General features: G+C 58.7%; 9 protein-coding genes and 1 tRNA gene. 8 read left to right on the top strand and 2 right to left on the bottom strand.

Going from position 1 to position 12,825, the window contains the following annotated elements; all coding sequences use genetic code 11:
• Positions 1–25 precede the first annotated feature (25 nt).
• A complete protein-coding gene (gene feoB / locus AC1EKE_RS00730; RefSeq protein ID WP_296164915.1) occupies positions 26–2,530 on the top strand; it encodes a ferrous iron transport protein B in 2,505 nt (834 codons plus the stop codon).
• Here feoB and AC1EKE_RS00725 read toward each other — a convergent pair.
• Complete coding sequence (locus tag AC1EKE_RS00725; protein ID WP_480307554.1) at positions 2,523–3,146, bottom strand: HAD family hydrolase; 624 nt, start codon at positions 3,144–3,146, stop codon at positions 2,523–2,525. The genes feoB and AC1EKE_RS00725 overlap by 8 nt on opposite strands.
• Positions 3,147–3,370: 224 nt before the next feature.
• On the opposite strand from AC1EKE_RS00725, the gene AC1EKE_RS00720 reads away from it, so the two are divergent.
• Genes AC1EKE_RS00720 through AC1EKE_RS00710 form a run of 3 tightly spaced genes read left to right on the top strand, consistent with a single transcriptional unit; the run spans position 3,371 to position 6,531 of the window.
• Positions 3,371–3,886, top strand: a complete 516-nt coding sequence (locus AC1EKE_RS00720; RefSeq protein WP_480307552.1) for an NAD(P)H-dependent oxidoreductase — start codon at positions 3,371–3,373, stop codon at positions 3,884–3,886.
• A 6-nt stretch (positions 3,887–3,892) separates the two neighbouring features.
• A complete protein-coding gene (radA, locus tag AC1EKE_RS00715) occupies positions 3,893–5,278 on the top strand; it encodes a DNA repair protein RadA (protein WP_296163303.1) in 1,386 nt (461 codons plus the stop codon).
• Complete coding sequence (locus AC1EKE_RS00710; RefSeq protein WP_296163316.1) at positions 5,275–6,531, top strand: anaerobic sulfatase-maturation protein; 1,257 nt, start codon at positions 5,275–5,277, stop codon at positions 6,529–6,531. Before radA ends, AC1EKE_RS00710 begins: the two co-directional genes overlap by 4 nt.
• Before the next feature lie 52 nt (positions 6,532–6,583).
• Here AC1EKE_RS00710 and AC1EKE_RS00705 read toward each other — a convergent pair.
• Positions 6,584–6,657 (bottom strand) — tRNA-Met (locus tag AC1EKE_RS00705).
• A gap of 577 nt (positions 6,658–7,234) precedes the next feature.
• Here AC1EKE_RS00705 and AC1EKE_RS00700 point away from each other — a divergent pair.
• The 4 genes from AC1EKE_RS00700 to AC1EKE_RS00685 are packed head-to-tail and all read left to right on the top strand — an operon-like array spanning position 7,235 to position 12,806.
• Positions 7,235–8,686 (top strand): DUF3078 domain-containing protein, encoded by a 1,452-nt coding sequence (locus AC1EKE_RS00700; protein WP_480307549.1) that lies wholly within the window; start codon positions 7,235–7,237, stop codon positions 8,684–8,686.
• Entirely contained in the window at positions 8,686–10,065 is a 1,380-nt protein-coding gene (locus AC1EKE_RS00695; RefSeq protein WP_480307548.1) for an RsmB/NOP family class I SAM-dependent RNA methyltransferase, read from the top strand. The genes AC1EKE_RS00700 and AC1EKE_RS00695 overlap by 1 nt, the downstream gene beginning before the upstream one ends.
• Positions 10,062–11,249, top strand: coding sequence for a lipoprotein N-acyltransferase Lnb domain-containing protein (locus AC1EKE_RS00690; protein ID WP_480307546.1), 1,188 nt, complete (start codon positions 10,062–10,064; stop codon positions 11,247–11,249). The genes AC1EKE_RS00695 and AC1EKE_RS00690 overlap by 4 nt, the downstream gene beginning before the upstream one ends.
• Positions 11,250–12,806 (top strand): alkaline phosphatase family protein, encoded by a 1,557-nt coding sequence (locus tag AC1EKE_RS00685; RefSeq protein ID WP_480307544.1) that lies wholly within the window; start codon positions 11,250–11,252, stop codon positions 12,804–12,806.
• Positions 12,807–12,825: the final 19 nt, after the last annotated feature.

Raw genomic sequence — 12,825 nt, 5'->3', positions numbered from 1 at the left:
AGAGATTAGAGGATAAATAAGCGTCATGAGACTTACACAGCTCCACACGGGAGAGACCGGCACCATCGTCTATCATACAGCTCCGAGGACCTTTCGGAAGCGGTTGCTGGAGATGGGGTTTGTCCCCGGAGCTGAGGTGCATGTGATCCGCAATGCGCCCCTTCTCGATCCGGTCGAGTACAGCATCCTTGGGTACCGACTCACCTTACGCCGGTCTGAGGCGGAGACGATCGAGGTGTCACCCGTAGAGCCCAAGGCTGAGCCCGAAGCTGTCTCTCCTGATCACTTAGTCGGTACGCCTCCACCTCTTGCGGAAAATAGTCTCCCTAAGACAAAGGGTCCGGTGGCCAGTGAGGTGACGGTCGCTTTTGTCGGCAATCCAAATTGTGGCAAGACTTCGCTCTTCAATGCTGCCAGTGGCTCTCACGAGCAGGTGAGCAACTATGCGGGTGTTACTGTGGCCGCTGCCGTGGCGGACTACCGACAGGGGGATACGCTCTTCCACTTAGTCGATCTGCCGGGGACTTACTCCCTCTCCTCCTACGGACCGGAGGAGAAGTTTGTGACCCATCAGCTCTTTGAGAGCGAGACTCCGCCTGATGTGATCGTCAATGTCGTCGACGGATCCAATCTGGAGCGAAACCTATACATGACGATTCAGCTCATGGAGGCAGGCGTGCCGACTGTTGTGTCGCTGAATATGTACGACGAGCTGAGGGAGAGCGGCACAAGGCTTGATATCAAGGCGCTGTCGAGACGGCTCGGTATGCCGGTGATCCCGACCATCGGTCGGACCGGTGAGGGGCTAAGGGAGCTCTTTGCTACTGTGGCTCGTCTACACCGGGAGCGACTTGACGCTGCTCATCGACCCACCGGGCCGAGCGTGAAGTATGAGGGGGCGCTCCGTCAGTCCATAGAGGAGGTGACCCGGCTCATCGAGTCGGAGACCTCTCTTGGTGATGAGAGTGCCTGGCTTCGTCCGGACTTCCTCGCCATTAAGTTGCTGGAGCAGGACCAGACGCTCAGAGGCTATGTGGCTCGTCGTGACCCCGCCGGCAGCCGTGTGCTGGAGCTGGTGGACAGGATCGTCGAGAGTCATACCGGGTCGGGAGAGGGCGATGGCGTGCTTGAGCAACAACTGATCGACACCCGATACAGGCACATCCGGACGGTACTTGACGGGATCTATATCCGGCGGAGTGAGGGGCGGTCCACGCGGATCGATAAGCGGATCGATGACATAGTGACTCATCGCGCGTGGGGGTACCCGATCTTCTTGCTCCTGATGTTTCTCACCTTTGAGCTCACCTTCACCCTCGGTCAGTACCCTATGGACTGGATAGAGAGTGGTATGGGCTGGCTTGGTAGTCTGCTGGAGCGGACGATGAGCGAGGGCCCCCTGAGGTCGCTACTGGTAGATGGTGTGATAGGCGGCGTAGGGGGTGTGCTGGTTTTCCTACCCAACATCCTCATCCTCTACCTCTGTATCAGCCTGATGGAGGACACGGGCTACCTCGCCAGAGCCGCCTTTATCATGGATCGCCTTATGGCGGCGATAGGACTGCACGGCAAGAGCTTTGTGCCGATGCTTATGGGCTTTGGGTGCAGTGTCCCGGCGATCATGGGAGCACGCACGATCGAGAGCCAAAAGTCTCGCCTGATCACGATCTTGGTGACGCCCTTCATGAGCTGTAGCGCACGGCTCCCGGTCTATCTCTTGCTGGTGGGGACCTTCTTCCCCCGGCATGCAGGGGTGGCACTCTTTGCCATTTACCTCCTGGGGATCTTGGTCGGGGTGCTGTCGTCGCTGCTTTTCTCAAAGGTCCTCCCCATGGACGATGAGACCCCCTACGTCATGGAGATGCCACCCTATCGGGTGCCTGCCGCCAAGACCATCGTGATCCATACCTGGGAGCGAGCGCGACAGTATCTGCAGAAAATGGCAACCACGATCCTCGCTGCGACGGTGATCATCTGGGCACTTGGCTACTTCCCCCACATCGACAGTCTGGAGACCCCCGAGGGAAAGGAGCTGGTGGCCTCCTATAAGGATCGGGTAGGGCCGGAGGAGGCGGCAAGCTTTGAGACGCTCACGCCGGAGCGACAGCTGCGGGTCATCTCACAGGAGCAGTCGTACATCGGACGGCTGGGGAGGGCAGTCTCGCCCGTCTTCGCCCCACAGCACTTCGACTGGCGCCTCTCTGTGTCGACGCTAACCGGTGTGGCGGCAAAAGAGGTGGTGGTGAGTACGCTCGGGGTGCTCTATGTGGGGGACGAGGAGGACACCTCTTCCCTCTCGGAGCGGCTCCGTCTGTCTACCTATCCGGATGGGAGCCCGGTGCTGACTATCCCTACGGTGGTCGCTTTCCTTGTCTTCGTCCTGCTTTACTTCCCCTGTATCGCTACATTCGTCGCAGTGGGGAGGGAAACCGGCTCCTATAGGTGGGCGGTTTTTGATGCAGTCTATGCGACGGGTGTTGCCTGGCTGCTCTCCTGGATTGCCTATCTGCTGACGGTGCTACTTATCTGACCAGCAGGCGGCGGATCGGGTCCCGCCAGTCCTCCTCATTCTTGCAGGTGTAGGCGACCATGCCGAGGGAGCGAGCCATGGCGGTATTGGCGGGTCCGTCATCGAGGAAGAGTGTCTCCTCAGGCAGCAGATTGCCCTCCTCGAGGACCCTTAGGAAGATCTCCAGCTCCGGCTTGCACATCCCCATAGTGTAGGAGGTGAAGACGCGCTCAAAGAAGTCCGACAGCGGTCTGCCGGAGGAGATGAAGTCCTTGCTCTCGAAGTAGTCATACAGCAGAGGATTGGTATTGGAGAGCGCCAGTACACGATAGTGTGGTGCGATCTCCTCCTCGAGGAAGGTGAGCTTCTCCTCACAGACGCGCTTGAGGAAGCCCAGAAGGGCCCACCGGAGCTGCTCTATGGTGATCTCCCTGTGGTAGGTCTCGGAGAGATGGTGCGCAAAGTCCTCCGTGCTGATCCGCCCGCTCTCGTAGTCGAGGAAGCCGCCGGTCTGGCGGTATGCGTCCAGCATCTCGTCTGCATCCGTTACCCCAAGCTCTCTCAGTCGATCGACAGCTACTGATCTGTGGAGGTCTATCAGTACCCCTCCTACATCAACTAATACGTTCTTAATCATCTTTCTCTTTCAATTGTTCCGAGTGCAATGATAGATAAAAATGGCGAACTGTCCGGAGTCTCCTCCCTCGGGACTGTAGTTCCACCCCTACGGGACTGTAGTCCCATCCCTACGGGACGGTAGCTTCATCCCATCGGGACTGGAATTCCATCCCTGTGCCCGACTTTGTCTCCCCTTAAATGGCTACATTTGTCTCAAAGGAACTAAGCGAAACATTTTTTCTTATGAAAACATTAGTTGTTGTGGGACATCCCCACCTGGAAGAGTCTACTGTGTCAAAGGGCTGGGTTGAGGGTCTGAGAGCGATGAATGATCCCGACCTTACCATCCACTGCCTCGCCGATGCCTGCGGGTCGGGTATGACCTTTGACGTGGAGGAGGAGAAGAAGCTGCTCCGTGAGGCGGATCGGGTGATCTTGCAGTTTCCTCTCTACTGGATGTCCGTCCCCGGGGTGATGAAGTGCTGGATCGACCAGGTGTGGGGCGCCGGTTCGGCAGCCGGTGGAGAGGGGACGCTCGATGGAAAGCTGATCGACCTCGCCACCTCTGCCGGTGTTCCCTCGGAGGAGGTGTACGGAGAGAGCGGACTGCAGGGCCTCTTTGTCCCCATCATCAGCAGCATCGGCTATGCGGGAGCAAAGTTTGGTCGCATATTCTCCTTCTTTAGCGCTGATGCCGAGGACGTCACTGAGCGGCTCCCGGAGAGCGTCGAGTACTACAAGCAATTCTGCGCTGAGTGACGAGCGATGAGCGGAAGTAAGGACAAGGTGGTCTACGTCTGCAGCAACTGCGGCGAGGACTTCCCCAAGTGGCTGGGGCGCTGTCCCTCCTGTGGGGAGTGGGATAGTCTCAAGGAGTTTCGCGTCCGGGACGACCTCCCGGGGGTGAAGATCCGAAGTGATCGCACTGAGGGAGGGCACCGACCGGTTCCGCTATGTGAGGTCTCGCCCGAGAGCGCTCCGCGTATGGATATGCGTGACGGTGAGCTCAATCGCGTCCTCGGCGGGGGTCTCGTCAAGGGGTCTCTCGTCCTGATGGGCGGTGAGCCGGGCATTGGCAAGAGTACCCTTGTCCTGCAGAGTGTGCTGCGCAATCCCGACATCACCACGCTCTACGTCAGCGGGGAGGAGAGTATGGGGCAGATACGCATCCGGGCGGAGCGTATCACCGACGCCTCGGCGATCTCCCGATGCCTCCTCTACTCGGAGACGGACGTCGAGATGATCATTGAGACCGCCCAATCCACTCGCCCCGACCTGCTGGTCGTTGACTCCATCCAGACGATGCGAACCTCCCGCAGTGACTCTGCGCCCGGCAGTCTCGCACAGGTGAGGGAGTGTACCTCGGCGCTGATGGCTTTTGCGAAGCATACCAATATCCCGGTGATCATCATCGGCCATATCACCAAGGATGGTGAGATTGCCGGACCAAAGATCATGGAGCACTTGGTCGATACAGTCCTCCGCTTTGAGGGCGACCGAAACCATCAGTATAGGATCCTCAGGTCTCTGAAAAATCGCTTCGGCAACACCTCTGAGATCGGCCTCTACGAGATGAAGCAGGAGGGGCTGCGGCAGGTGACCAATCCCTCCGAGATGCTGCTCTCCGGAAGCGACCACAGCCTCAGCGGGATCTGCATCGGTGTGACCATGGAGGGGATCCGCCCACTCCTCGTGGAGACACAGGCGTTAGTCTCCTCAGCGGTCTACAATTATCCTCAGCACGCCGCCACAGGGACTGATCTCCGTCGTGCCAATATGCTCCTTGCCGTGCTTGAGAAGCGAGCCAATTTTAAGCTTGTGCAGAAGGATGTCTTCCTCAATATCGCCGGCGGGCTCTACATCACCGACCCGGGCATCGACCTCGCCATCCTCTCTGCCGTACTCTCCTCCAGCCTTGACCTGCCGATCAGTCGAGAGATTTGCGTCACCGGTGAGGTAGGCCTGAGCGGTGAGGTGCGCGCTGTGTCTCGTATCGCTCAGCGTGTCGCTGAGGCGGAGAAGATCGGCTTCCGCCAGATCATCATCCCTCAGGACAATGCCAAGAGCCTTGACCTCAGTAGGAGCTCCTCCATAAGGGTTGTGCCGGTCAGTCGGGTGGATGAGGCCTTTAGGTACCTCTTTAAGTCGTGACGGATCACCCCCCGATCGGTAATCCCCTTGCTCGTCCGCTCTACGTGATGGCGAAGCCGGCCGGGTCGCTCTGCAACCTCGCCTGCACCTATTGCTATTATCTCGAGAAGAAAGAGCTCTACCGTGACATGGCATCGCCTCAGGACCAGCAGATGAGCGATGAGGTGCTGGAGCGGTATGTGCGAGAGTACATCGGCAGCCAGTCGACCGAGGAGGTGGTCTTTACCTGGCACGGGGGTGAAGCGCTTTTGCGTCCCCTCTCTTTTTATCAAAAGGCGGTTCGGCTCCAGTGCAAGTATGCCGGAGGGCACCGCATCATCAATACGCTTCAGACCAATGGTACTTTGCTCAATGATGAGTGGTGTCGATTTTTTAAGTCCAACCACTTCCTCGTCGGCATCTCCCTTGACGGAGAGCGTACTTACCACGATGCTCTAAGGCGCACCCCGAGCGACAAGCCCTCCTTTGATCGCGTGATGCGTGGGGTGCGGCTGCTGCAGAGGCACGGGGTGGACTTCAATATCCTCGCCGTCGTCAATGCGCTCAATGCCGATGACCCAGAGGGGTTTTACTCTTTCTTTAAGTCCATTGGCTGCCACTACATACAGTTTGCCCCCATCGTGGAAAGGTACCATGCGGATGGTCGCTTGGCGACTGTCGGGGAGCCTGACGCTGAGAGTCGGTTGTCCTCCTTCTCAGTCAGCCCGGAGCAGTGGGGCGACTTCCTCTGCGGTCTCTTTGATGCCTGGGTGAGGGATGGGGTAGGGGAGTACTTCATACAGATCTTTGATGCCACGCTCGCCAATTGGATGGGCGTCCAGCCGGGTGTCTGCACTATGGCGAAGTACTGCGGTCATGCCGGTGTGATGGAGTATAATGGGGATGTCTACAGCTGCGATCACTTCGTCTTCCCGCAGTACAAGCTGGGAAATATCCGCTCAAGCACCCTGATAGAGATGATGTACAGCCCGAGGCAGCAGCGGTTTGGGCGAGATAAGTACGATGCGCTGCCGAGGCAGTGCCGGGAGTGTCCCTATCTCTTCGCCTGCTGGGGCGAGTGTCCCAAGAACCGCTTTACTCAAGACGAGTACGGAGAGCCGGGGCTCAATTACCTCTGTCGCGGGTTTTACAAGTTCTTTGACCACGTCGCGCCCTATATGGACTATATGCGGAGCCAGCTGGAGCAGGAGCAGCCCCCGGCCGCAATCATGGACCTCATCCGCCGCGACCCCCACCACTTCGATGATAAGTAAGGAAGCAAAAGAGCTCAGGCGGTGATCCGTCTGAGCTCTTTGTCGTTGATAGTAGCGAGAATGGGGCACGATCCCATGACCTCAGGATTATGAATCCTGCGCTCTAACCAGCTGAGCTACCTCGCCATCCTTGTTTGTGGTCGCAAAGGTACGAAATTTTGCCTGCCTGGCAAGCCCTTAATACGCTTTCTTCGGAACATGCGCATCGGTCAATCCGCTTTAGCCCCTTGCCCCATGGTAGGGCTCACCACCGCTGTTGAGTAGACGTCACGCCTTTCTGTTTCTCCTGCCGATCTCTCGCAATGTCATCTATGACTCTCTCAGGTGCCCCCCATTTCTCCTCCGTCTGCGCAACCCCCTCTGTGAGGCTCGATCTAATACCGGTAAAAGAATTCTCTAATACCGATATTAGTCGTCACTAATATCGGTATTAGAGTTTGCTCAGAGGGGGCAGGGTAAATGCATTGAGGATCAGACGATCCCGGTACCTGCTGTAGCCTATGAGCTCTGCCTATGGCGCGAGTGTCTCGCTCCCAGGCTATTTCGATGATCCGTGTGTTTTGCCCTGCCACTCGGGGTAGGGGGGCACCGGTGGATGAAGCAAAAGTATTATCTTTGTGCAGCCCACTTGTGGGGCTTATCGTATGCAGTGAGCGGTGGTGGGAGCTCCCCACCATTTAGAATGATAGAGAGTAAGATGAGTATGATGAAGAGAATAGTTACCGGAGGGCTAGGTGCTCTCCTGATGCTGTGTGGAGTGGTGGCGTCCGCTCAGGATGTGGCAGAGCGGAGCGAGGTGATCCCTCTCTATCCAGCCTACTCGGAGCAGATCTTGGCGAGCGATACCCTTACGCGGGGGCTGAGCTCCGAGGCGCTGCAGGTGATCGGGCGACCACTGCAGCTGAGGACCTCCGGCTATGTCCCCTCCTCGTCGCTCTTTGCACCGCTGCTCTTCGACCTGTGGAAGCTCCCCTCGCTTCACTTCGACAAGGCAGCCCTCGTTCGGCAGACTGATCCCCGCCTCCATAACCCCTTCATCCGGCAGTCGCTCCTCCGGCAGACGATGGATAAGCTGGAGCAGGAGTATGGTCATACGACCGGCTTTGCGCGGCGTATGGATCGCTGGCGTACGGATCAGCAGCTGAGAGAGCAATTTTTCTTCCTCCACCCCGATCTGATCCGCTACACCTCGGAGTTCCTCCCGAGCGACCATCTGGAGTATAAGCCGGTGGAGGGTCCCTCCTACTCGGGTGAGCTGGCGGTGATGGATATGCCCAATGTACCTACCAAGGCGGAGGGGGTGATCGAGACGGTGTCCGTCGAGAGGCGGTACTGGATCCCACGCTTCGAGGCACACGCCCAGCTGGCACAAAATCAGGTGTCACCCAACTGGCATAAGGGCGGTACCAGCAGTGCCAACTTCGCCTCTCGACTCTTCTACGGCCTGTCGTACAAGAGAGACAAGGTGGAGTGGGTCAATGAGCTGGAGTACAAGCTGGGACTCTTTACCGTGCCGAGCGAGATCAAGCTGGAGGGAAAGCCAAACTTTAAGATCAGTGAGGATGTCCTGCGGATGAGGAGCAACCTCGGTCTCCAGGCCTGGAAGCGGTGGTTCTATACCATTGACCTGAACCTCCGTAGTCAGTTGCTGAAGAACTACGACCGCGAGGGACAGCTCACCACCTCCGCTCTCGCTCCGCTGATCCTCGATGGCGGTCTCGGTATGAAGTACAATCTAAAGAAGAAAAAGATCGGCGGCAACCCCTTCAATAATCTCAACTTCTCACTCAATGTGGCGCCCGCCTCGATGCAATTCATCTGGATCTGGGCGAAGGATGTGACGAGGGGCAGGTATGGTCTACAGGAGGATCAGGACTATCTCCTTCGTCTCGGTTCGTCACTCCGGATGAATCTGGAGTGGCAATTCTCCGACGCCCTCTCCTGGCGCTCTCGGCTCTACTACAATACTTCCTATAAGCACATAGAGACCGAGCTGGAGAATACACTGGAGTATGCCTTCAATAAGTATTTCAGCACGATGCTCAATGTCAATCTACGCTTTGATGACAGTGTGATCCTCGATGAGCCTAAGACCTTCAAGTCTCTCCTGCAGTACAACGAGCTCTTCAGCTTCGGCTTCTCGCTCAAGATCTGATGGTGATACCGGACGGATTTAGGGAGTCCTTTGCTGCGGACTTTGGGGCTGAGGCCTACGAGGCACTCCTCAGGACACTGACTGAGGTGCCCTCGCCGGTGTCGATCCGTCGTCATCCCACTAAGCTCTCCCCACTCACTCCGGGGGCGATCCCGTGGTGTCCGGAGGGACTGCTCCTCCCTGAGCGGCCAACCTTCGGTGCGGATCCACTCTGGCATGCGGGCGCCTACTACGTGCAGGAGCCTGCCTCGATGGCGGTGGCGCGCTACCTCGCTGCGATCGACTTTGCCCCCGTGGTCGCCCTTGACCTATGTGCTGCCCCGGGGGGTAAGTCGACCCTCCTGAGGAGCCACCTCCCCGATGACTGCCTCTTGGTGACCAATGAACCGGATAAGAAGCGGGCGAAGGTGCTGGAGGAGAATATCCTCCGCTGGGGTTCCGAGGAGACGCTGGTCACCTCAGCTCTGCCGGCTGCTCTTAGGTCGGCGGGGGTGAAGGCGGACCTGATATTGGTCGACGCCCCATGCTCGGGCGAGGGGATGTTTCGCAAGGAGCCGGAGGCGGTCACCGGCTGGAGCCTCGACTTGGTGGATCGCTGCGCGAAGACTCAGAGGGATATCCTGAGGGAGGCATGGGAGATGCTGACGGATGGGGGACTCCTTATATATAGCACCTGCACCTACAATAGGGCGGAGAATGAGGCTCAGCTCAGCTTCCTCCGTGATGACTACGGAGCCGAGGTGATCCCCCTGCCGGAGCTACCGCAGTATGGGGCAGAGGAGAGCGATGAGGAGCGGGGACTGTACCGCTTTTTCCCCCACCGCACCGGTAGCGAGGGTCTAACCTGCTTCGGGGTACGCAAGTCTGGTCCCCGGGTGGCTCCGGAGCCTGTGACTCGGGGTCTTGCCGGGCGGGCAGGGGCGATCCCCGAGGAGCTGAGCGACCTGCCGGAGGAGCATCTCCTCTGTACTCCCGACGGGACAGGCTGGCGCCTGCTATCCCCGAGAGGCGTGGCACTGCTACGGCTCTTGGAGAAGGGGGATGGCATCCGGATCCTGAGGGCGGGAGTGGATCTCGGGAGCGTCAAGGGAAGAGACTTTATCCCCGATGTATCTTGGGTGCTGAGCGCTCCAGCTTCGGACCACCTTCCGTACCCTCGGCGGGCTGTGACGGCGACTGAGGCCTTTGCCCTCATCGGCAGGCAGTCCATACCGAGCTTGGGGACCAAGGGCTACCGGGTCGTCACCTATGCAGGCGTTCCGCTCACCCTCATCAAGGACCTCGGCTCCCGGGTCAATAACCTTTATCCCAAGGGGCTCGCCCTCCACGACACGAGGCTTACGCCGTCGGACATGCCCCATATCTTAGACAATCAATGAGTAAGCACCTCTTTCCCATCACACTCCTCTCTCTACTCTGGACCCTTATGCTGCCTCTCGGAGCGACACCTCGGGCGAGCCTGATCACGTGTGGTCAGTCGGGGGAGTTTGTCTTCTACCTCTACGGCCATACGGCCATTCGGATCACGGATCCGGAGACGGGTCTCGACAAGGCGTATAATTATGGCTACTTCTCCATGGAGCAGAAGAACTTTATCCCCAACTTTATGATCGGAAAACCGATGTACATGCTGGGGGTGACAGACTTCGACAGTATGGTCTATGACTATGCGGCTCAGGGGCGGAGGGTATCGGAGCAGCAGCTCAATCTCAGACCTGACGAGGTGCAGGCGCTGATGGACTTCCTCGACTGGAACGCCCTGCCTGAGAATGCCGAGTACCGGTACAACTACTTCTACGACAACTGCGCCACCCGCCCTCGGGACCTCATCGAGCGCTTCACTAAGGGAGGATTGGTCTATCGGGTGGACCCTGCGTCGCTGCCGACCTTCCGCGAGGCGACCCGGCAGTGTAGCAAGTCAGCGAAGTGGTACACCTTTGGCACCGACCTTTGCCTCGGCGTGAAGAGCGATACTCGGATGACGGTACATGATGCGGCCTTTGTCCCCGAGCTGCTGGAGCAGTCGATGGACCTCGCTTTCCGTAAGGATACAGGTGAGCCGATCGTGTCACGGAAGGAGGAGATCGTCCCTCAGACACAGCTGATCGAGGTGCCACGCTTTGATGGTCCCCTTGTGACGATCCTCGCATTGGTCGCCATCTACCTGATCTGCTACTTCGTCGTACGGAGGTACACCTCGGTACCGTGGCAGGTACTGCGCTGTGGGCTCTATCTGCTCCTCGGGCTGGCAGGGATCGTGCTGTGGTTCCTCAGCCTCTTCTCCGCACATCCGCATACACTTCTCAATGCCAATATGGTGCTGATGCACCCCTTCTGGCTCATCCTCGTGGTGACGATGTGGCAGGAGCTGCGACACAGGCGTCTCAATAGCCTGCTCTACCTGATCAACCTCCTGCTCGCCCTTGTCTACCTCGGGCTCGGCTATGTGCAGACACTGCCTATCGGCATGGCTTATCTGGCGATCCTGATCGGGCTGGACCAGTTCATCGGCCGCTACGTGGAGTGGGGCGGGACTGGCAAGGTATTTGAGGAACATAAGTAAATGAAAGATCTACTCACCCCACTCGTCGTCCTCCTGAGCGTCTGCTCACCCGTCGCCGCCCGTCAGGCTCCCAAGCTGGTGGTGCTGCTGACGGTGGATGAGCTGCGGACCGACCTCTATGAGGCGATGGCACCTCAACTCTTAGAGAATGGTCTCACGCGCCTCTCTCGCGATGGGCGGGTCTACGACACCGTCATCCACCCGCTCACAGAGGCGGATCCCGTCGCCAGCGAGGCGGTGCTGCACACCGGTGCTCTCGGTCTTGAGAGCGGTATCACCGGTAGGCGCACCATCGTCCGCAAGGAGGGCGGGCAGAGGCACCTTGAGGGATCGGTGCTGGAGGACAAGAAGTATATCGGCTATGGTACTGCCGACAGGCTCTCGCCTCTCGCGCTCGCTGCCCCGACGATCGCTGACCGTCTGGCGCAGGCTACACACGGGCTGGGGCAGGTCTTCTCCATAGCTCCCTCAGCCGAGGAGGCGATCATTGCGGGCGGGCATGAGGCTCAGGCGGCCTACTGGCTCGATGACTCCACGGCGCGATGGGTAAGCTCCACCTTTTACCCCACAGGATTGCCGTGGTACATCGGCAAGAGCAGCACGGTGGCGACACGCCTCGACAAGGGGGCGATCACGTGGCAGGCCTCCGAGCCGTCTCTCTATGCGTCGCTCCTACCCTATGCCGGCAGTGGAGCTTTTGCGTCTGACCATATCTACACGAGAGCATTCTCGTCCGTGCAGGACCTGAAGCACTCCCCGGTGGTCAATGAGTATGTGGTTCGCCTCGCTGAGTCGGTGATCGATGGAGCCGGTCTCGGTGCGGATGAGTCGATGGACCTGCTAGCCCTCCACATGACGGCAGGCACCCCTCCATCAGTATCTGCTGGGATCTCGCCGGAGCTGCTGGACAGCTATGTGCTTCTGGACAGGGCGGTGGCACAGCTGATGGAGCTGCTGGACCGAAAGTTTGGAAAGGGGGAAGTCCTCGTGGCACTGGCGGGTAATGGTATGGCTCGGTGCGAACCGATCCGTGATGATAAGAAACGGTACCCCACCTTCTCCCCGGAGCGTTGCCGCGCCATCACCAATATGTACCTCCATGCGAAGTATGGAGTAAAGGGGATGGTGACTGAGGTGACCGACCGGGGGGAGCTCTTCCTTGATCGCAAGGTGGTAGAGGAGCGGGAGGAGCTCTCCCTTGCCGAGGTGCAGGATGCGGTCTGCTCCTTCCTCCTCGAGATGGCAGGTGTCGCCTACACGATACCGAACCACAGCTTGAGGGATCTGCTCCCGGGGGATCCCGTAGGTCGTACTCGGCTGACAGCACTCCATAGTGCGCTCCCCTCTCAGAGGGCGGATGTCTTCGTGGGAATCAGTCCAGGCTACATTGTCGATATCGGCACTGCTACGCCACAGCCCTCCTACGCTGCTATGCCGACGATGCTGATCCTCATGGGTGAGGGCATCGAGCCGGAGGTGATCCATACTCCGCTGGATCTCCGTGGCGTCTCTCGCGAGATCTCCCGGGTGCTCCGTATCCGACCGCCGACACCCTGATCGATACTGATCAGATATT

The sequence above is a fragment of the Porphyromonas sp. C0041D3 genome (assembly GCF_056590575.1).
This window is presented reverse-complemented; position numbering and strand designations above follow the sequence as displayed.

Excerpts from the sequence above, each read along its gene's own strand:
- feoB (WP_296164915.1), top strand. The coding sequence starts at position 26 with ATGAGACTTACACAGCTCCACACGGGAGAGACCGGCACCATCGTCTAT.
- AC1EKE_RS00725 (WP_480307554.1), bottom strand. The coding sequence starts at position 3,146 with ATGATTAAGAACGTATTAGTTGATGTAGGAGGGGTACTGATAGACCTC.
- AC1EKE_RS00720 (WP_480307552.1), top strand. The coding sequence starts at position 3,371 with ATGAAAACATTAGTTGTTGTGGGACATCCCCACCTGGAAGAGTCTACT.
- radA (WP_296163303.1), top strand. The coding sequence starts at position 3,893 with ATGAGCGGAAGTAAGGACAAGGTGGTCTACGTCTGCAGCAACTGCGGC.
- AC1EKE_RS00700 (WP_480307549.1), top strand. The coding sequence starts at position 7,235 with ATGATGAAGAGAATAGTTACCGGAGGGCTAGGTGCTCTCCTGATGCTG.
- AC1EKE_RS00695 (WP_480307548.1), top strand. The coding sequence starts at position 8,686 with ATGGTGATACCGGACGGATTTAGGGAGTCCTTTGCTGCGGACTTTGGG.
- AC1EKE_RS00690 (WP_480307546.1), top strand. The coding sequence starts at position 10,062 with ATGAGTAAGCACCTCTTTCCCATCACACTCCTCTCTCTACTCTGGACC.
- AC1EKE_RS00685 (WP_480307544.1), top strand. The coding sequence starts at position 11,250 with ATGAAAGATCTACTCACCCCACTCGTCGTCCTCCTGAGCGTCTGCTCA.